The following is an 18,072-nucleotide window of genomic DNA, read 5'->3' on the forward strand; positions in this document are numbered from 1 at the left end:
CCCTCTTCTCATATTATTCATATGAATATCAAACGATTAACTAATAAATGTATACATAAAAACAATTGTACGTATTAAAACACACCACTCCCTTCATCAGATTTCATAGATAGCCTGTCTCAATTTTCTACCTTTTTAATCTGAAAGCCCTTACACTACAATCACATTATTACACCTATTTTTTAGAAAAGATTTAGAATTTTTAACATGTACTTTATCTTTTTTGGTATTATTTGATAGATATTTTATAAATATATTGATTCATTATTTTTTAATAGAAATATAATGATAATCAAATTATAGTAAAAAACAATCACGGAAAATTGCATAAATCCAAAAATGGATTATAGCTACAAATCTGTGATTGTTTTTATTGTTATTTACTATCTAAATCGCAAGAATACCCCTCCATAATAAGTGCATTTGTGATCATTTCTATGTTCATATTTCCATCTTTGATCCATGCTTTATATTCTGGGTATTTTGAAACCATATCTTCTACATCTAAGGCTTCACCATCAATTTCTAACTTGAAATATTCAGCATCTGTTTCATCACGAACAAGTGCTTCTAAGCCTTCAATTGAAGTTAATTCACTAGCTTTCATTCCTACATCTTTTCGAATGTTAACACTGAATAGTTCATTATCGAGATTTGAATACGTTTCCTCAGCTTGTAAAGAAAGAACAATTTCTTTTTCTTTGTTGTATTCCATTGTGTAAATGCTTTTAAATTGAATATCATCAATACTTGTTTGCATCATACATACTGCAGTTGTATCCGCTTTTGTTGAACTATTACATGCAACACAGCCAAGTGCAAGTAGTCCTACACTGCATATTTGCATTATTTTTTTCATTTAATTACCCCACTCTCTTTTAGTAATGTCTTATAGGCATCCAATGTTGGTTCTTCTTTACTTGAATCAAGAGTTCCAACAATTTCACCTTTACTTACAACATAAATCGTTGGTGTTGTTTGAAAACCAGAGAAATGCTTTTCCATCAATTCTAAGTTTTCTGTTTCACTTCTTTCTTCCTTGTCAAGTGTTACATCATACAGTCTCAATCCAACTTCTGTTGTATATTCATCTGTTTGCGAGAAAAAACTCATACAAGAACCACAGTACGTCTGTGAGAAGATCACTACAAAACTGTCCTCATCTTCGACCATTTGGTTTACTTCATTTAATGTAATACCTACAACTTCTCCTTTGTTTGGCTGTAATTCTATTGCAACATCTTCCGTTTTCTTTGCAGTACATGCAACTAATAATAGTGCAATAATCAGTAAATAGATTCTCTTCATACTTTAAGAGTAACATAAAAGTTGTCATTATCACTTGCACTAAATATTAAATTATTTACATTTTTCAACAAAAAAAGCTCAAGCGAATTCGCCCAAGCTAATTTTAATTATTCCTCAATAACTACATACTTTCAGCAATTTTCTCTTTAACAAATGAGACAACTGTGTTTGAAGCAATTTCTTCTTTTTCTGTTGTACGTGTTTTGAATTCCACAATACCTTCACCAGCTTTTTTACCAACTGTGATACGTAAAGGAATTCCAATAAGTTCATTATCTTTGAATTTTACACCCACACGTTCATCGCGATCATCATACAGTACTTCAACGCCTTGTGCTTGTAAGTCTTCATATAATGCATCAGCAAGTTTTACTTGTGCTTCATCTTTTACATTTACGATAATGATTTCCACTTGATATGGTGCGACACTCATTGGCCAAACAATTCCATTTTCATCATTGAACTGTTCAACGATTGCAGCCATACAACGTTGCACTCCAATACCATAACTTCCCATCACAACAGGGTGTAATTTCTGTTCTTTATCAAGATAGTTGAAGTTCATGCTTTCTGCATATTTCGTACCTAATTTAAATGTATTCCCAACTTCAATACCTCGTGCAAAGTTCAATTTACCACCACATTTAGGACATACATCTCCTTCATGTACACTTACGATATCTGCTTGTTTATATACATCGAAATCTTTTACGTTTACATTTTTGTAGTGGTGATCAGTTTTGTTTGCACCTGTAATAAAGTTTTTCATATTAGCAACTTCATTATCCATTACAACTTTGATTTCTAGACCGATTGGACCAGCAAAACCAACTTTTGCATGAGTTGCTTGTTCCACCTCATCAAATGTAGCAAGTTCCATTTCATTAGCACCTAATAATTTAAGTACTTTTGTTTCGTTAAGTTCACGATCCCCTTTCATCAAGAAAGCGTAAAGTTCACCATCTACATTGTAGATTAATGTTTTCACAAAACTTGTTACTGGTTGATTAAAGAATGCAGCAACTTCTTCAATGGTTTTCGCATTTGGCGTTTCTACCATTTCATAAGCAAGTTCTACTTCATCACTTGGATTTCCTTGAATTACAACTGGTGTAATTTCTAAGTTACTTGCTAAATCACATGAGTCACAAAGAACTACAGTGTCTTCTCCAATTTCCGTGATGGCTTGGAATTCTTCACTTAAAAGTCCTCCCATTGCTCCTGTATCTGCTTGTACAATTTTATAATTTAAATGCATACGATCAAAAATATTACAGTATGCATCAAACATCTTTTGGTAAGATACATCTAGTCCAGCTAAATCCACATCATATGAATATGCATCTTTCATTGTAAATTCACGCGTACGAATTAAACCATATCTAGGTCTAGTTTCATCACGGAATTTGTTTTGAATTTGGTATAGGTTGTATGGAAAATCTTTATAACTTGATCCATCCATCATCCCTGCCATGGCAAATAATTCTTCATGTGTTGGTCCTAAGACATAACGTTTATCATTACGATCACGTAAAGCAAACATATTTGAACCAAATGCTTCACGACGTCCACTGTTTTCATATACTTCTTCTGGGATAACCGTAGGCATCGTTAATTCTTGTGCCCCAGCTTTATTCATTTCATCACGAATGATGTCTTCAATTTTACGAATTACGCGTTGACCCATGGGCATTGTCATGTAGAACCCTGCGCTACTTTTTTTAATCATCCCCGCACGGACAAGCAAATTTCCACTGCGGCTTTCTTCATCTTTACTATCCTCGCGGATCGTATAGAAGAAACTATTTTTTAGTCTCATAACAATTACCTCCTAATATACTTTTTCTCGCTTTGTCATAACTTTTCTTATCATATCATGTTTTTGCAGTTTTATATCTACTTTTGTGTATAAAACTTGCATTGGATTTCGTGCAACATCCACGATTTCTCCATCTTCATCATACAATGTATCAACTTTAAAATTAGTGTTATCTAAACTTGGTCCAAAAGCTTCTGCTTCATCACCAATCTTAAAATTATTACGTACTTCTAATTTTGCCATCTGCGTCTCTTGATCATAGTCAAGAACATATGCAATAAACTCTTGTGATACTCCAGCACCATTGACCCCATATAGATGGTCTTCCATCTTCGGTAAGCCTGCGTAAAATCCAGGTCCTGTTAAACGATTTTCTGCTTTGGCCAGTTCACGAACCACCCAATCAAAATCAGCATCTGTTAGTTGTCCAGTTTCTTGGTAAGTATCAATAAGTTTGCGATAACTACGTACCACAGTAGCTAAATAATATGGACTTTTCATTCGTCCTTCAATTTTAAAACTTGCAACACCTGCATCAATTAATTCCGGTAAAAAACGCATCGCATTCAAGTCTTTACTACTCATTGAGAATAGATGATCTTCTTTATAAATTGGAACATCTTTATCATAGAGTTTATATTTCCAACGACAGCTTTGTGCACATCCTCCTCGATTTGCATCACGTAGTGTCATCGAATTTGACATCGTACATCTACCCGAATAGGAAATACACATTCCACCGTGAATAAATACTTCTACAGGAAGTTTTGCATGTTGCATCGTTGCTTTAACATCATCTAGTGTACACTCTCTAGCAAGTACGACACGATTCATTCCTTGTTTTTCATAGAAATCAATAACACCACTATTGGTACTTGAGTGCTGTGTACTTACATGTACTTCCAAATTTGGTGCGACTTGCTTTGCTAGTTTCATGATATGAAAACTAGCTACAATAATGGCATCCACGCCTACCCGTTCTAGATCTTTTAAGTAGGCTTCTAGTCCTTCTAGATCTTCTTCGTGTGGCAACATATTTACCGTTACATGGACATGTGCACCATGTGCGTGAGCAAACTGTACACCTTCTGCAATATCTTCAATATCAAAATTACTTGCTCGTGAGCGTAATGAAAACTTCTTACCACCTAAATAGACAGCATTTGCCCCATAACGAACGGCAACCTTCAGTCTGGCTAAATCACCAGCTGGTGCTAATAATTCAACCTTTCTCATTTTTTTGCTCCTGTCTTTGTATATAAAAATCCTTTGGTAATATTACGATCTTTTTGATTTCTTTCGTACTCTTGATAAAGTGCACGACCACTTTCAGGATGTTCTAATACATAGCGATAGTCTTTAATGATTCGACAAAGTTCTTCTATTGTATAAAACATACTTTCAATTCGAAAATCATGCACGCCTGCACCAACAAAATCTTCCATTTCTTCGAAACTAGCAAGTGTAAATCCAGTGTACATATGTGTACCACTAACATCTTCAAAGATCGGCATATGATCATCACGTTTTTCTTCAATCAAATACAAGTCTTTATTTTCATATACTTTATGTTCACTATCAATAAACTTCATATAGTTTGTAAGCAATGTCCGTTTTGAGTGCATCATACTCAGTCTTCCATGTATGATAACTTCAACACGACCTTGTACTTTAGAAGCAATAGATACAATATCTTCTAGTGTAATTTCACTAGCAAGTGTACACATTTGTAAGCCAAGATTTAAATACTCTTGTACATCCAAATGGTTGGTTAGTAATGTATCAGGATTATATATTAATAAATCTGTCATATCCAGTTTACTTGCTTGTGTATATACAGCTAAATCTGTAAAGTAAATACCATCAACATCTACTTCTTTAATAAAAGCAAGTTCTTCAAGTAATCTATCCAAATCACATTCCATAAAGAATGCATTCACATTCACATAGAGATTCATTCCTAATGCTTTGGTTAGTCTTCTAACTTCCTGCAATTCATCATGACTTACATATATGGTTGAGGCAAAAGGAAAAGCATCAATTCCAACAAGAATTGATGTCGCTCCTGCTTCATTTAATTTTTTAATATCCGCCAATATATAAGGCGAAACAATAATATTTTCTTTCATATTTGCTATACTATTATACTACAATCTATCTGTCAATTTTTAGGTTTTATAAAACTTTATTCTCTAAATCAACAAATACGCTCAATTTACTTAATAGTTGCTTCTGTATATGCTTTCCTAACTGCTTTAGCAAGTTGATCTGTACAAGATGTTTGACGAATCCCACATAGATTTCCAAGTAATTTTTCTTCAATTAATTCAACGCTTGCTCCATCTAATAATTTTGAAATAGCTTGTAAATTCCCATTACAACCACCTTCAAATTCAATATTACTTATAGTATTCCCATCTAAATCAAAACTTATTTTCTGTGAACACGTATTTCGTGTCTTATATTCATAATGCATGTTCAAACCTCACCTCTAATTCTTACTGATAATAATTTACTATATTTTTCGTTTTTTTTATATCAAAAATGAAGTTTTATTCTACATTTATTGTATAATTTCATATTTCGTTTTCAATTTACCTTTTACCTTATGCTCTTATCTATGAGTGCATGTAATTTACACACTATGATTTATCACATAAAAACAGTCAAAGAACTACATGTGATTGAAAACAACGAATTCTACGAATATTGAGAATTAAGAATTTCCATGGTATAATTACATCAAAATTATTGATAATAAAAAAAGTATTTTTTTATTATCAAAGAATTATAAATAGCGTTCATGAGCAATACCAGATTTACTTTATATTCATTGGTTTCACCACTGTGCGATATAAATCGCAAAGGTAGTATATGTATAGAAAATCATATACTTGAATTTCGATCTTTACAGTTTATTAAACTGAATAGATAAAAGACGGATAAGAGGAGGATTTATGAAAAAATTATTTACCGTTTGCTTATTGATTGGAATTGTTTTAACTGGTTGTTCAAATAATACGGACAAACAAAAGGATGGGAGTGAAAAACCGGATCCAAACACTCTTGTTGTTGCTACATTTAATATTGACGCGAAAGCTCAACCTGATGTTCAAGCACAAAGAAAGCTGTTAGAGGATAACAACGTAGATATCTTTGGAATTCAAGAAGTTGATAATAAAACCATTAGAAATTCATATGATGTTGCAGAGAAATTCAAAAATGACGTATACACAGATGTATTCTATAGCAATGCAATTGAGTTTCAAGGCGGAGAATATGGAATCGCTACTGTTTCAAAACACCCATTCACTTCATCAGATACCATGGAATTATTTAGTGGACTATTCAAGGGTGAAGAACTTTTAGCTGAACTAAAAGAAGCATATAAAAACTTTGATCCAGAAATCAAAGAAACAGCAGATGCACTAGATGCAGTTGATGCAAAAGGACCGATTGAACCAAGAGTACTTCAAAGATCAGTAATTAGTGTAAACGGAAAAGATGTTGCTTTCTACAATACACACCTAAGTTGGGAAGATATCGAACTTAGAAAACAGCAACTAGAGTTTATCGCTAAAACACTTGATGAAGACAAATGCGAGTATAAAATTGTCGTTGGTGATTTTAATGTTGACCAAAATACAAGAGAATTAGATCTATTTAAAGATAATTACAAGCTATCAAATGGAAAAGATGGTATTTGGCATGATACATATACTGGAGTAGACGAATCTATGAACTTGTATCATATCGATAATGTTATTGTATCTAAGAACATCAAAATTAAATCCGTAAAAATGGTTGATACAGATTTATCTGATCACAATCCATTAGTTGTTGAATTGGAATTAAACTAAGACAATTAAGTAGTTTAGTTAATAATGAATTATAACAGCATAAGATAATTTACAATCGAAGAAGTAGCAAATTCATATATGTGATTTTGCTACTTTTTTTACACAAAATTAAAAAGATGAACCGTCAATTTCAGGTTCATCTTTTCATTCTATAATTTTTCGCGTTTCACGTATGTTGTATGTAACAATTCGTGTGCTTTACCATGTCCTGGTTTACCAAGGAATTCATCGTAAATTCTTGTAATTGTTGGCGTTTCGTGAGATACACGGTATTTGTCAGAATCATCAATTTTGTATAGAACTTTTGCACGTTCTGTACGAACATCAATGTTGTTTCTAACTTTGTCGCGTGGAATGATTTGCCCTCCACCGTTAACACATCCTCCTGGACATGCCATAACTTCGATCATGTGGAATTCTTCTTTTCCTTCTTCGATTTCTTTCATTAACTTTCTTGCGTTAGCTAATCCAGAAACTACTGCAACTTTAACTTCTAAGTTACCCATTTTGTAAGTAGCTTTTTTGATACCTTTTGTACCACGAACTTCATCGATTTCAACTTTATCAAATGTTGGATCAATGATACGTCCAGCTGTACGAAGTGCAGCTTCCATAACTCCACCACTTGCTCCGAAGATTGTTCCTGCTCCAGAACCACATTCGAATGGATTATCGAAGTCTTCACCATCTAATTTTTCAAATTGGATAGCTCCTTCTTTAATCATGTGTGCAAGTTCACGAGTTGTTAATGCTACATCAACATCTTGGTCATCGTGCCAGTGTTGTTCTCCACGTTTTGCTTCGAATTTCTTAGCTGTACATGGAATTACTGATACTACGAATAGATCTTTTGGATCGATATTTTCTTGTTCACAGTAGTAAGATTTCAACAATGCACCAAACATTTGTTGAGGACTCTTACATGTACTTAAGTTAGGTAACATCTCTGGGTAATTGTGCTCAGCAAATTTTACCCATCCTGGACAACATGAAGTAAACATTGGTAATACACCACCGTTACTTACACGGTCAACAAGTTCGTTAGCTTCTTCAACGATTGTTAAGTCAGCTGTAACATCCATGTTAAATACTGCATCAAATCCTAAACGACGGCTAGCAGCGATCATTTGGCTTTCAGCGTTTGTTCCAATTGGCATACCGAATGCTTCACCAATTTGTGCACGAACACTTGGTGCTGTAAACATTACAACACGTTTGTTAGGGTCACTAATTGCATCCCAAACTTGTTTTTCGTGGTTTTTCTCAGAAAGTGCTCCAACTGGACAAGCAACGATACATTGCCCACATCCAACACAAGGAGAGTTTTCTAAGTTACGTTCAAATGCACATCCGATGTGTGTATTGTGACCACGGTCAATTGCACCAATCGCATTAACTGCTTGCATTTGCACACAAGCACTTACACAACGACGACATAAGATACATTTGTTGTTGTCACGCACTACATATTCACTTGAGTTGTCGATTTCATAACGAATTCCACTGTTTGGATATTTGTCTTCTTCAACTCCGTATTCTCTTGATAATTCTTGTAATTCACAGTTTGTGCTACGAACACAAGATAAACATTTTTTGTTGTGATCAGAAAGTAATAACTCTAAGTTACCTTTTCTTGCATCACGTACATTTTTTGTATTTGTAAAAACTTCCATTCCTTCTTCAGCTGGTAATACACAAGAAGCCGTTAAACCTTTACGACCTTTGATTTCTACCACACAAATACGACATGAAGCAATCGCACTTACTTCACGTAAGTAACATAATGAAGGAATTTCTACACCTGCTAATTTAGCAGCGCTCATAACGGTAGTTCCTTTAGGAACAGTTACATCTATACCGTTAACTTTTAAATTAATATCGCTCATATTTACCTCCTTCATTACCCTCTCACTACTGCACTAAACTTACATGCATCCATACATGCACCACACTTGATACATTTGCTTTGGTCGATGACGTGAGGTTTTTTCACTTCACCTGAGATACAACTTACTGGACACTTACGTGCACAAGCTGTACATCCAATACATTTGTCTTCGATGATTGAATATTGTAGTAAGTCTTTACATACACCTGCTGGACATCTTTTATCCACGATGTGTGCTAAATATTCATCTCTAAAGTGTTTTAGTGTAGAAACTACTGGGTTACTTGCTGTTTGCCCTAAAGCACACAGTGAAGACGTTTGCATTTGTTTAGATAATTCTTCAATTGTATCTAAATCGCTAAGTTCTCCATTTCCAGAAGTAATTTTTTCAAGAATTTCGTATAGACGTTTTGTACCGATACGACATGGTGTACATTTTCCACAAGACTCATCAACTGTAAAGTCTAAGTAGAATTTCGCAATATCCACCATACATGTATCTTCATCAAGCACAATAAGTCCACCTGAACCCATCATCGATCCAAGTTTTACTAAGTTATCAAAGTCAATTGCAACATCCATTTGGCTTGCAGGAATACATCCTCCAGAAGGTCCTCCTGTTTGTGCAGCTTTGAATTTTTTACCGTTTGGTACTCCACCACCGATTTCGTTAACAATTTCACCTAATGTGATTCCCATAGGAACTTCCACTAGACCAACGTTTTTAACTTTACCACCGATAGCGAATACTTTTGTTCCACGACCACCTTCAGTACCCATGCTAGAGAACCATTCAGCTCCCTTAAGGATAATTTGTGGCACGTTAGAGTATGTTTCTACGTTATTAAGTACTGTTGGTTTACCAAATAACCCTTTAACAGCAGGGAATGGTGGACGTGGTCTTGGTTCTCCACGGTTACCTTCAATACTTGTAATAAGTGCTGTTTCTTCCCCACAAACGAAAGCTCCAGCTCCTAAACGAATTTCCATATCGTAGTCGAATCCAGTTCCGAAAATATCTTTTCCTAAGAATCCGTCACGACGTGCTTGGTCAATCGCAATTTGTAAACGTTGTACAGCAATTGGGTATTCAGCACGTACGTATACGAAACCATGGTTGGCTCCAATTGCGTAAGCAGCTAATGCCATCGCTTCAATAATAACATGTGGATCACCTTCAAGAATTGAACGGTCCATGAATGCTCCTGGATCCCCTTCATCGGCGTTACATGCTACATATTTTGTACCATTTTCTTCTCTAGCCGCAAATGACCATTTAAGACCTGTAGGGAATCCTCCCCCTCCACGTCCTCTTAGTCCGCTGGCTTTTATTGTGTCAATTACATCTTCAGGAGTCATTTCCGTTAATGCTTTGTATAACGCTTGGTATCCATCAGTTGCAATGTATTCTTCAATTTTTTCTGGGTCAATAACCCCACAATTTCTTAAAGCAACACGTTTTTGTTTCTTATAGAAATCTGTATCTTGTAGAGGAAGCACTTTACCTTCAGGACTTACTGTATCTTCATATAATAAGTCTGTACACACTTCTCCCCCGATAATGTGTTTATTTAAAATAATATCCATACTTTCTGGAGTTACTTGTGAATAGAATACTCCTTCTGGATAAACAAGTACGACTGGTCCTAGCGCACATAAACCAAAACATCCTGTTTTTACAACTAATACTTTATCAGTTAAGTTGTTTTCAGCTAATACTGTATCAATTTGGTCAGCTAGTTTACGTGAACCTGATGAAGTACATCCTGTACCCGCACAAATAACAATTTGTTTTTCATATTCACTATCTTGAACTAGTGCCCCATGAGAGTTTAATGCTTGACGTACGTGAACCACGTTTTCATAACGTTTTTTAATATTTTGTAATGTTTCGAAATCCATATGTTTCCCTACGCCTCCATATCTCTGTATTTACGTAAGATACCGTCAACTTCTTCAACAGTAACCTTTCCGTAAACATCTTCATTTACTAAGATAACTGGTGCTAAACCACAAGCACCAACACAACGAGTTGCATCAATTGAGAATAATCCATCCTCTGTACAACCACCTGCTTTGATGTTTAATTTGTTTTGGATTTCATCCAATACTTTATCTGCACCTTTTACGTAACATGCAGTTCCCATACAAACACTAATTTTGTATTTACCTTTTGGTACGAGTGAGAACTGTGAGTAGAATGTAACTACTCCATAGATTTCAGATAATGATTTATCTAAACCGTTAGCGATCATTTTTTGCACTTCTAAAGGTAAGTACCCATAGATTTCTTGCGCTTCTTGCAAGACAGGCATCAACCCACCGCGTTGATCTTTATGTTTAGCAATCACTTCATTAAGCAAATCTTCTTGCTCTTTAGTTCCTTGAAACGGAACGACTTTTTCTGACATTCGCGATCCTCCTTAAAATTCTTATGCGCTCATAGACTATTATAGTATAAATAAGTTCAGTTTTCCACAACTTTAGAAAAAGATTGAAAGCACTACCAGACCTGTATTTATCGATATTTTTGTTAGTTGAAGGTAACTATAAAACATGCACTACACACCTTTCCTAACGTATTCATTTTCCATAGAAAAAGTGCCATTTTAAAGGATTTGTCTAATACTAATAAAAAAAGAATCAACCTTTCGATCAATTCTCTCCTCATTATATAGATTAGTTTTTCAAACTTTGAAGTGGTGCTGGGATTTTTCCTTTACGGTTAATCATTACACTACAGTCTGTTTGGTTAATTTTCATAACTGGTCCAGATCCTAGTAGTCCACCAAATTCAAGTTCATCTCCAACATCTTTTCCAATTGCTGGGATAAGACGTACTGCAGTAGTTTTTGAGTTTACCATACCAATTGCAGCTTCATCTGCAATAATTCCTGAAATCACTGATGCACTTGTGTATCCAGGTACAACAATCATATCTAGTCCAACACTACATACAGCTGTCATCGCTTCTAGTTTTTCAAGTGTTAAAACACCTTTGCGTGTGGCTTCAATCATTCCTGCATCTTCACTCACTGGAATAAATGCTCCAGAAAGTCCTCCAACAGAGCTACTTGCCATAACTCCACCTTTTTTAACCGCGTCATTTAACATGGCTAAACATGCAGTAGTTCCATATGCTCCACATACATCAAGACCCATTTCTTCAAGAATGTAAGCAACTGAATCTCCTACAGCAGGTGTTGGTGCTAATGATAAATCCACAATTCCAAATGGCACACCAAGGCGTTCACTTGCTAAGTTACCAACCATTTGCCCCATTCTTGTGATTTTAAATGCAGTCTTTTTAATTAAGTCTGCAATTTCATCCATTGGTAAATCCTTTGGTGCTTTGGCAAGTGCTGCACGAACAACACCTGGACCACTAACTCCAACATGTAATACAACATCAGGCTCTCCAACTCCGTGGAATGCTCCAGCCATAAATGGGTTATCTTCTGGTGCATTACAGAATACAACTAATTTAGCTGCCCCAATACATTGGCGATCTTTTGTTAGTTCACTAGCCTCTACAATTTTGCGTCCCATTAATTCAACAGCATTCATATTAATTCCTGCTTTTGTTGAACCGATGTTTACCGAAGCACAAACATGTTCTGTTTCTGCTAAGGCACGAGGAATACTTTCCATTAATTCGCGGTCTCCAGCGGCACACCCTTTTTGAACAAGCGCACTGTATCCACCAATAAAGTTAACACCTACAGCTTGTGCACATTTTTCTAATACATGTGCATACTTAACAGGGTCTCCCCCACTAACAGCAACAAGCATTGAAATTGGTGTAACAGAAATACGTTTATTAATGATAGGAATTCCATATTCCTTTTCAATTTGTTCACCAACAGCCACTAAGTTTTTTGCTTTTGTTGTAATCTTGTTGTAGATCTTCTCACAAGATTTATCTATATCGGCATCTGCACAGTCTAAAAGTGAAATACCCATGGTAATCGTACGGACATCAAGATCTTCTTCATTGATCATCTTGATCGTTTCAAGTATGTTATCGACATTAATCATAGAAACACTCCTTAAATTGTGTGCATAGATTTAAAGATATCTTCATGCATAACATGAATATCTAAACCTTTGCTTTTCCCAAATGCTTCCATGTCATCAACAAACATTGTAAATTCTGTTGCTAATTGATCTACCTCAACTAACATAATCATTACAAACATATCGTCCATAATCGTTTGTGATACATCCACAACATTTGCTTTTGCTTCTGCACATTTGTTTGAAACGTTTGCTAAAATTCCAACTCCATCTTTTCCAACTACACTTATTACTGCGCGCATAACTTTTCCTCCTCTTACAAACAATTGTATTCATACTGCGAACACTTTCATTTTTTCTATTATATGAAATATGCACAAGAAACACAATAAAATTATGCCTTAGTTTTCCTGTATTACTCATGTAAACGCTATATTTAATATATCCATATTTTATATACATCAAAAATCCAGCTAATTTGAAAAAGTGAATCGTTTGTTTTCCATCAAATGATCCACTTTCTATTTATTATTCTTCGTTTAGATTCTCACCATTTTCAGCAATGGTTTTCTTATACCAATAATATGAATCTTTTGGTGTTCTTGATAAATCACCAGTTCCATCATCATGTTTATCAACATAAATGAATCCATAACGTTTTTTCATCTCTCCAGTTGTTGCACTCACTAAATCAATTGGTCCCCACATTAAATATCCAAAACATTCAACCCCATCTTCAACCACTGCTTTCTTTAGTTGTGTTAAATGCTTATTCAAGTAATCAATGCGGTAATCATCATGCACAATACCATCTTCACCAACTTCATCAACTGCTCCAAGTCCATTTTCACAAATAATGATTGGTTTTTGGTACTTGCGATACATGAAGTTCAATAGATAACGCAATCCTTTAGGATCAACAGTCCATCCCCAATCTGATTTTTCTAAGTATGGGTTTACAATTCCACCAAATAAAGAAGCTTGCTCATCATCTGCAACTGTTGCACAACTTACTTGACTCATGTAGTAGTTCAATCCAATAAAGTCAATAATTCCTTCTTTAAATGCTTGTTCGTCTTCTTTAGAGACTTCTAAATGTACACCCATACGTTCATATTCGTGTAGTTTGTATTTTGGGAATTTTCCATACGTCATTGCATCAATTTGATAGAAATCACGAATCGTATCCTTAAATGATAGCATCACATCTTCTGGTTTACATGATTTTGGGTATGATGGTGTTAATCCAAACACACAACCTACTTGACTTTCTATATCAAGATCATGAATCAGTTTCACTGCTTTTACTGATGCAAGCGTCATATTATATCCAATCACTGCTAAATCTTGTTCCTTGTTTTTTATTTTTGAATATTCAACTCCAGCTAACATATATGTAAATAATGCAGATACATCTGTTGTAGGATCTAAATGATTCATTTCATTGAACGTAACCCAGCGTTTTACTTTTCCTTTATATTCACTTACAACCGTTTCAACAAAGCGTAAGTATAAATCAATGGTTTCACGATTCAACCATGAGTTGTATTTCTTTAAAATACCGACTGGTAATTCAAAGTGAAACAATGTCACAATCGGTTCAATATCATGCTTAATCAATTCATCGAGTAAAGAATGATAAAATGCAATTCCTTTTTCATTTGGTTTTTCATCATCTCCATTTGGATAAATACGTGTCCAGTCAATGGATATACGTAATGCTTTAAACCCCATCCCTGCAAATAGAGCAATATCTTCTTTATAACGATGATAAAAATCAATTCCTTCATGTGATGGATAAAATACATCTGGTTGTATTTCCGTTGTGATTGTTCTAGGTGTTTCATACGTTCCACCTGTCACAGTATCCATAACACTTAAACCTTTTTCATCTTCGTTATATGCACCTTCTAATTGGTGAGCAGCAATACTACCACCCCAAAGAAAGTTTTTATCTAATTTCATAAGTCCTCCTAAAGTACAACTGTCACAAGTTCATTTGCATTTGTCATGTTTGGTACAACTTCTAAGTAATCTTGTGTATTGGTAATTACCATAATTACTGTTGGATCGTATCCTTTTGCTTTTACTTGTGCGAAATCCACTTCAATTAATGGATCATTCACATTTACAACATCTCCTTGTTTAACAAGTGGTGTAAAGTGTTCTCCTTGTAATTCTACTGTATCAATACCAATGTGAATTAAAACCTCAATACCATCTTCTGTTTTAATGCCAATTGCATGATTGGTTGGAAATAAACTTACTACTTCACCAGCAATTGGAGCTTTTACAAGTCCATCTTCCGGTTTAATAGCAATTCCTTTTCCAAGTGCTCCTGTTGAAAATGCTTTATCTTTCACATCAGCTAATGGAATACTTTCTCCTAATACTGGAGTAGTTAAACGTACTTTATTTAATCCTGATTCCGTAATTTTTACTTCAGTTTTTACTTCTTCTTGTTCTGACTTTGGAATCCATAGTACATATCCAGCAATTGCTGCAACAACAAATCCAACAATCAATGCTGCAATCATGAAATATAAATTATTGTAATCATTGTTACCAATAAATGTTAATAATCCAAAAAGAGTTGTCATCGTATAACCTTTTACGCTTAGTAGTCCAGCTATTAGACCTCCAATTCCTCCACCAATCATTACCGCAAAAAACGGACGACGGTATTTCACAAATGCTCCAAATACTGCTGGTTCTGTAATTCCCATAAATGCAGAGAAAGACAATGTTCCAAAGAACTGCTTTTGTTTTGCATCTTTAGCACGTAAGAAATATCCAAGCATCGCTCCAGCAACTGCTAAATCTGAAATAATCCAAGCTGGTGTGAACATTGCATCATAGCCTAACGTTGCATATGAGTTAACTACAATAGGAATTATGAAGTTTCCAGCTCCCATCATAATTAAGAATGGTTGACATGCTGCATAAATGGTTACAACTAACCAACTACCAAATGTATCTCCAATAAACTGGAATACATACCCTAATCCATCACTAATCCATGTTCCAATCGGACCAAATAATAGCAATGTTATTGGTAATGTAATGATAATTGTAAGTAGTGGTGTGAAAAAGTAATCCAATGATTTTGGCATAATTTTCTGTACATACTTATAAACAATTCCCATAAACCATAAACCTAATAGTACTGGTATAAATGAACTTGAGTATGTAATAGTAGGCAACGCTATTCCGAATAAATCTAACCCTTCAACACCATTGATAGTAGTTGATAGTAGCGTTGTTGCCAATAACATTCCCAAATACATCGGAACGCCTAAACGTTTTGAAGCAGATGCAGCTATAAATAATGGTAAAAAGTAAAACATTGATGTACGAATCGAATCAAAAATCATAAATGTTGAACTCTCTGAGGAGATGATCCCTGAGACAGTTAATAAAGAAAGGATTCCCGAAATCAAACCAGCACACATCATAACACTCAAGATTGGTGTTAATGTTTCTGATACTAAATCTAGAATTCGCTTTACAATATTTTGTTTTTTCTCTTCTTTCACTTCTGATTCCATCCCTAATAATTGTAAAATTTCTGGATGAATCTCAGCAACTTCTGTTCCTATAATAATTTGAAATGATACTTTATTTGAAACAACATCGATGACATTATCCATCGCCTTAATTGCTTCTGCATCAGCTAAATCTCTATTTTTTAAGGTAAAACGTAATCTTGTCATACAGTGTACAACTGCTTGAACATTGTCTTTTCCCCCGACAAGTTCGATAATACGTTTTCCAAATTCTTCATATTTCATGTATTATTCCTCACTTTCATTTCGTTGTGTCACACGGTGAATGTGTAACATTAAATACGTCTCCTCATCTTTTGATAATTCTTTATCAAATCGATCCATAAGGTAAACGCGGATCTTGTTGACGCAAATATATGCTTGGGGATACATGATACGAACTTGCTTATTTAGTTCACTATCTTCGCTATTATAGATCTCCCCTAAATTAATGCGCTGTGCAAAATATTGTAAATGCGTCACAAGACGATTGTAATTCATTGATCCTTCATCAAATTGCATTTGGAAATGGATACGAATAATCGTTAAGATATCGTTTACAGTTTCCATTGCTTTGATTGCATCTTTGACATCAACTTGACTTTCTTGCAAGTTGATAAAGTGTAAAGCAATTGCTACTGCTTCACTTTCAGGAAATTCAATTCCTGTTTCTTCAGACATAATTCTGACTGCTTGCTTCCCAATTTCATAATGATGTGGGTAAAATTTTCTTACTTCCCAAGCTAATGGGCTAATAATAAATTGACTTTTTTCAGCTCTTTTTATTGCATAATCAATGTGATCTAGAAGTGTCAAATATAAGTAGTCATTTACTTTTTCTTCAATGTGTTCTTCAGCATACGTAATAATTTTGAAGGTTGCATCAAGTGTACCTTGCTCCGCATGACTTAATAAATAGCTATAATTTTCTAACACGTCGTTGGAATCAGGCACAAATACTTTTTCAACTTCGTCCATTTGTATAGAATCTCCTACTTTTTTCTTAAATGAAATTCCTTTTGATACCACGATTACATCAATTTTGCCACGTTCTACAAGTGCCACATTGTTGTTTAATATTTGACGAATTTTCACTGTATTTCCTCCTTTCTACAAAAAGAAAACTCAAACCACATAGGAAAAAATCCTTTCGCGGTTTGAGTCTGCCTGCATTCCAGTAACATACTCACTCTTCCAGTCTATCGTCGATTGAAAGCGTTTTCTTGTTTTGTAATTCCATAATATCACAAACTGTGTGTATGTCAACACGATTTGTACAACAATCATAGATTTCTATGACTGTTAGTTTTTTCTTTTTAGCTTGTAAGCTCCTAATACCATACCACTAGCTAGTAACATCAAGGCAAATACCATTGGTGTTGTACTATCTCCTGTATCAGGTGATGTTGCTGGTTTTGATACAGTGTTATCTTTTGGTGTATCAACTACTGGCTTTTCGTCTACTGGTTTTTCATCCACTGGTGTATCTTTTGTCTTCTTGATTGTATAAGCATCTACTGTTTCCATAGTATCCGTACGATATGCTTCCATTGTAAATGTATCATCTGTAAATGACAAGTGCATAAACATTGGTACTTTTGGTTGTGCACGTTTTGCTAGATATTCGTATTCTGT

General features: G+C 34.7%; 16 protein-coding genes. 1 reads left to right on the forward strand and 15 read right to left on the reverse strand.

Translation table 11 applies throughout. The annotated features are described in order from the left end of the window. Window positions 1–376: 376 nt before the first annotated feature. The 6 genes from EDD63_RS06375 to EDD63_RS06400 all read right to left on the reverse strand — a co-directional run bounded on the left by EDD63_RS06375 (window position 377) and on the right by EDD63_RS06400 (window position 5,603). Window positions 377–859, reverse strand: a complete 483-nt coding sequence (locus EDD63_RS06375; RefSeq protein WP_134169628.1) for a hypothetical protein — start codon at window positions 857–859, stop codon at window positions 377–379. Beyond that, window positions 856–1,308, reverse strand: coding sequence for a thioredoxin domain-containing protein (locus EDD63_RS06380; protein ID WP_134169630.1), 453 nt, complete (start codon window positions 1,306–1,308; stop codon window positions 856–858). The genes EDD63_RS06375 and EDD63_RS06380 overlap by 4 nt, the downstream gene beginning before the upstream one ends. 121 nt (window positions 1,309–1,429) lie before the next feature. Continuing rightward, window positions 1,430–3,127, reverse strand: a complete 1,698-nt coding sequence (locus EDD63_RS06385) for a proline--tRNA ligase (protein ID WP_134169632.1) — start codon at window positions 3,125–3,127, stop codon at window positions 1,430–1,432. Window positions 3,128–3,139: 12 nt separating this feature from the next. Next, entirely contained in the window at window positions 3,140–4,363 is a 1,224-nt protein-coding gene (locus EDD63_RS06390; protein ID WP_134169634.1) for a peptidase U32 family protein, read from the reverse strand. After that, window positions 4,360–5,256, reverse strand: coding sequence for a peptidase U32 family protein (locus EDD63_RS06395; RefSeq protein ID WP_134169636.1), 897 nt, complete (start codon window positions 5,254–5,256; stop codon window positions 4,360–4,362). Before EDD63_RS06395 ends, EDD63_RS06390 begins: the two co-directional genes overlap by 4 nt. A gap of 86 nt (window positions 5,257–5,342) precedes the next feature. Then, window positions 5,343–5,603: a TIGR03905 family TSCPD domain-containing protein gene (locus EDD63_RS06400; RefSeq protein ID WP_134169637.1), complete on the reverse strand. Its 261-nt coding sequence runs from the start codon at window positions 5,601–5,603 to the stop codon at window positions 5,343–5,345. Window positions 5,604–6,084: 481 nt separating this feature from the next. On the opposite strand from EDD63_RS06400, the gene EDD63_RS06405 reads away from it, so the two are divergent. Beyond that, complete coding sequence (locus tag EDD63_RS06405; RefSeq protein ID WP_134169639.1) at window positions 6,085–6,987, forward strand: endonuclease/exonuclease/phosphatase family protein; 903 nt, start codon at window positions 6,085–6,087, stop codon at window positions 6,985–6,987. A gap of 149 nt (window positions 6,988–7,136) precedes the next feature. Here the strand turns inward: EDD63_RS06405 and EDD63_RS06410 are convergent, their stop codons facing one another. The 9 genes from EDD63_RS06410 to EDD63_RS06450 all read right to left on the reverse strand — a co-directional run. Continuing rightward, the gene (locus tag EDD63_RS06410; protein ID WP_134169642.1) at window positions 7,137–8,873 is read right to left on the reverse strand and encodes an NADH-dependent [FeFe] hydrogenase, group A6; all 1,737 of its coding nucleotides are present in this window, start codon (window positions 8,871–8,873) and stop codon (window positions 7,137–7,139) included. A 14-nt stretch (window positions 8,874–8,887) separates the two neighbouring features. Further along, window positions 8,888–10,777 (reverse strand): NADH-quinone oxidoreductase subunit NuoF, encoded by a 1,890-nt coding sequence (gene nuoF, locus EDD63_RS06415; RefSeq protein WP_134169644.1) that lies wholly within the window; start codon window positions 10,775–10,777, stop codon window positions 8,888–8,890. A gap of 8 nt (window positions 10,778–10,785) precedes the next feature. Beyond that, window positions 10,786–11,286 (reverse strand): NADH-quinone oxidoreductase subunit NuoE family protein, encoded by a 501-nt coding sequence (locus tag EDD63_RS06420; RefSeq protein WP_134169646.1) that lies wholly within the window; start codon window positions 11,284–11,286, stop codon window positions 10,786–10,788. 268 nt (window positions 11,287–11,554) lie between these two features. Then, window positions 11,555–12,913: a PFL family protein gene (locus EDD63_RS06425; protein ID WP_134169648.1), complete on the reverse strand. Its 1,359-nt coding sequence runs from the start codon at window positions 12,911–12,913 to the stop codon at window positions 11,555–11,557. An 11-nt stretch (window positions 12,914–12,924) separates the two neighbouring features. After that, window positions 12,925–13,194, reverse strand: a complete 270-nt coding sequence (locus EDD63_RS06430) for an ACT domain-containing protein (RefSeq protein ID WP_134169650.1) — start codon at window positions 13,192–13,194, stop codon at window positions 12,925–12,927. A gap of 226 nt (window positions 13,195–13,420) precedes the next feature. Next, window positions 13,421–14,857, reverse strand: a complete 1,437-nt coding sequence (locus EDD63_RS06435) for a glycoside hydrolase family 1 protein (protein WP_134169652.1) — start codon at window positions 14,855–14,857, stop codon at window positions 13,421–13,423. 8 nt (window positions 14,858–14,865) lie between these two features. Continuing rightward, window positions 14,866–16,683 carry a beta-glucoside-specific PTS transporter subunit IIABC gene (locus EDD63_RS06440; protein ID WP_134169654.1) on the reverse strand — a complete coding sequence of 606 codons (1,818 nt, stop codon included), beginning with the start codon at window positions 16,681–16,683 and terminating at the stop codon, window positions 14,866–14,868. 3 nt (window positions 16,684–16,686) lie between these two features. Then, entirely contained in the window at window positions 16,687–17,532 is an 846-nt protein-coding gene (locus EDD63_RS06445; RefSeq protein ID WP_134169656.1) for a PRD domain-containing protein, read from the reverse strand. Window positions 17,533–17,739: 207 nt separating this feature from the next. Then, window positions 17,740–18,072 (reverse strand): LPXTG cell wall anchor domain-containing protein (locus EDD63_RS06450; protein WP_134169658.1); only part of this gene is annotated, 333 nt, incomplete at its 5' end.

The sequence above is a fragment of the Breznakia blatticola genome, assembly GCF_004365815.1.
GTDB lineage: Bacteria > Bacillota_I > Bacilli_A > Erysipelotrichales > Erysipelotrichaceae > Breznakia > Breznakia blatticola.

Coding starts and splice junctions, on each gene's coding strand:
- EDD63_RS06375 (WP_134169628.1), bottom strand. CDS start 859: ATGAAAAAAATAATGCAAATATGCAGTGTAGGACTACTTGCACTTGGC.
- EDD63_RS06380 (WP_134169630.1), bottom strand. CDS start 1,308: ATGAAGAGAATCTATTTACTGATTATTGCACTATTATTAGTTGCATGT.
- EDD63_RS06385 (WP_134169632.1), bottom strand. CDS start 3,127: ATGAGACTAAAAAATAGTTTCTTCTATACGATCCGCGAGGATAGTAAA.
- EDD63_RS06390 (WP_134169634.1), bottom strand. CDS start 4,363: ATGAGAAAGGTTGAATTATTAGCACCAGCTGGTGATTTAGCCAGACTG.
- EDD63_RS06395 (WP_134169636.1), bottom strand. CDS start 5,256: ATGAAAGAAAATATTATTGTTTCGCCTTATATATTGGCGGATATTAAA.
- EDD63_RS06400 (WP_134169637.1), bottom strand. CDS start 5,603: ATGCATTATGAATATAAGACACGAAATACGTGTTCACAGAAAATAAGT.
- EDD63_RS06405 (WP_134169639.1), top strand. CDS start 6,085: ATGAAAAAATTATTTACCGTTTGCTTATTGATTGGAATTGTTTTAACT.
- EDD63_RS06410 (WP_134169642.1), bottom strand. CDS start 8,873: ATGAGCGATATTAATTTAAAAGTTAACGGTATAGATGTAACTGTTCCT.
- nuoF (WP_134169644.1), bottom strand. CDS start 10,777: ATGGATTTCGAAACATTACAAAATATTAAAAAACGTTATGAAAACGTG.
- EDD63_RS06420 (WP_134169646.1), bottom strand. CDS start 11,286: ATGTCAGAAAAAGTCGTTCCGTTTCAAGGAACTAAAGAGCAAGAAGAT.
- EDD63_RS06425 (WP_134169648.1), bottom strand. CDS start 12,913: ATGATTAATGTCGATAACATACTTGAAACGATCAAGATGATCAATGAA.
- EDD63_RS06430 (WP_134169650.1), bottom strand. CDS start 13,194: ATGCGCGCAGTAATAAGTGTAGTTGGAAAAGATGGAGTTGGAATTTTA.
- EDD63_RS06435 (WP_134169652.1), bottom strand. CDS start 14,857: ATGAAATTAGATAAAAACTTTCTTTGGGGTGGTAGTATTGCTGCTCAC.
- EDD63_RS06440 (WP_134169654.1), bottom strand. CDS start 16,683: ATGAAATATGAAGAATTTGGAAAACGTATTATCGAACTTGTCGGGGGA.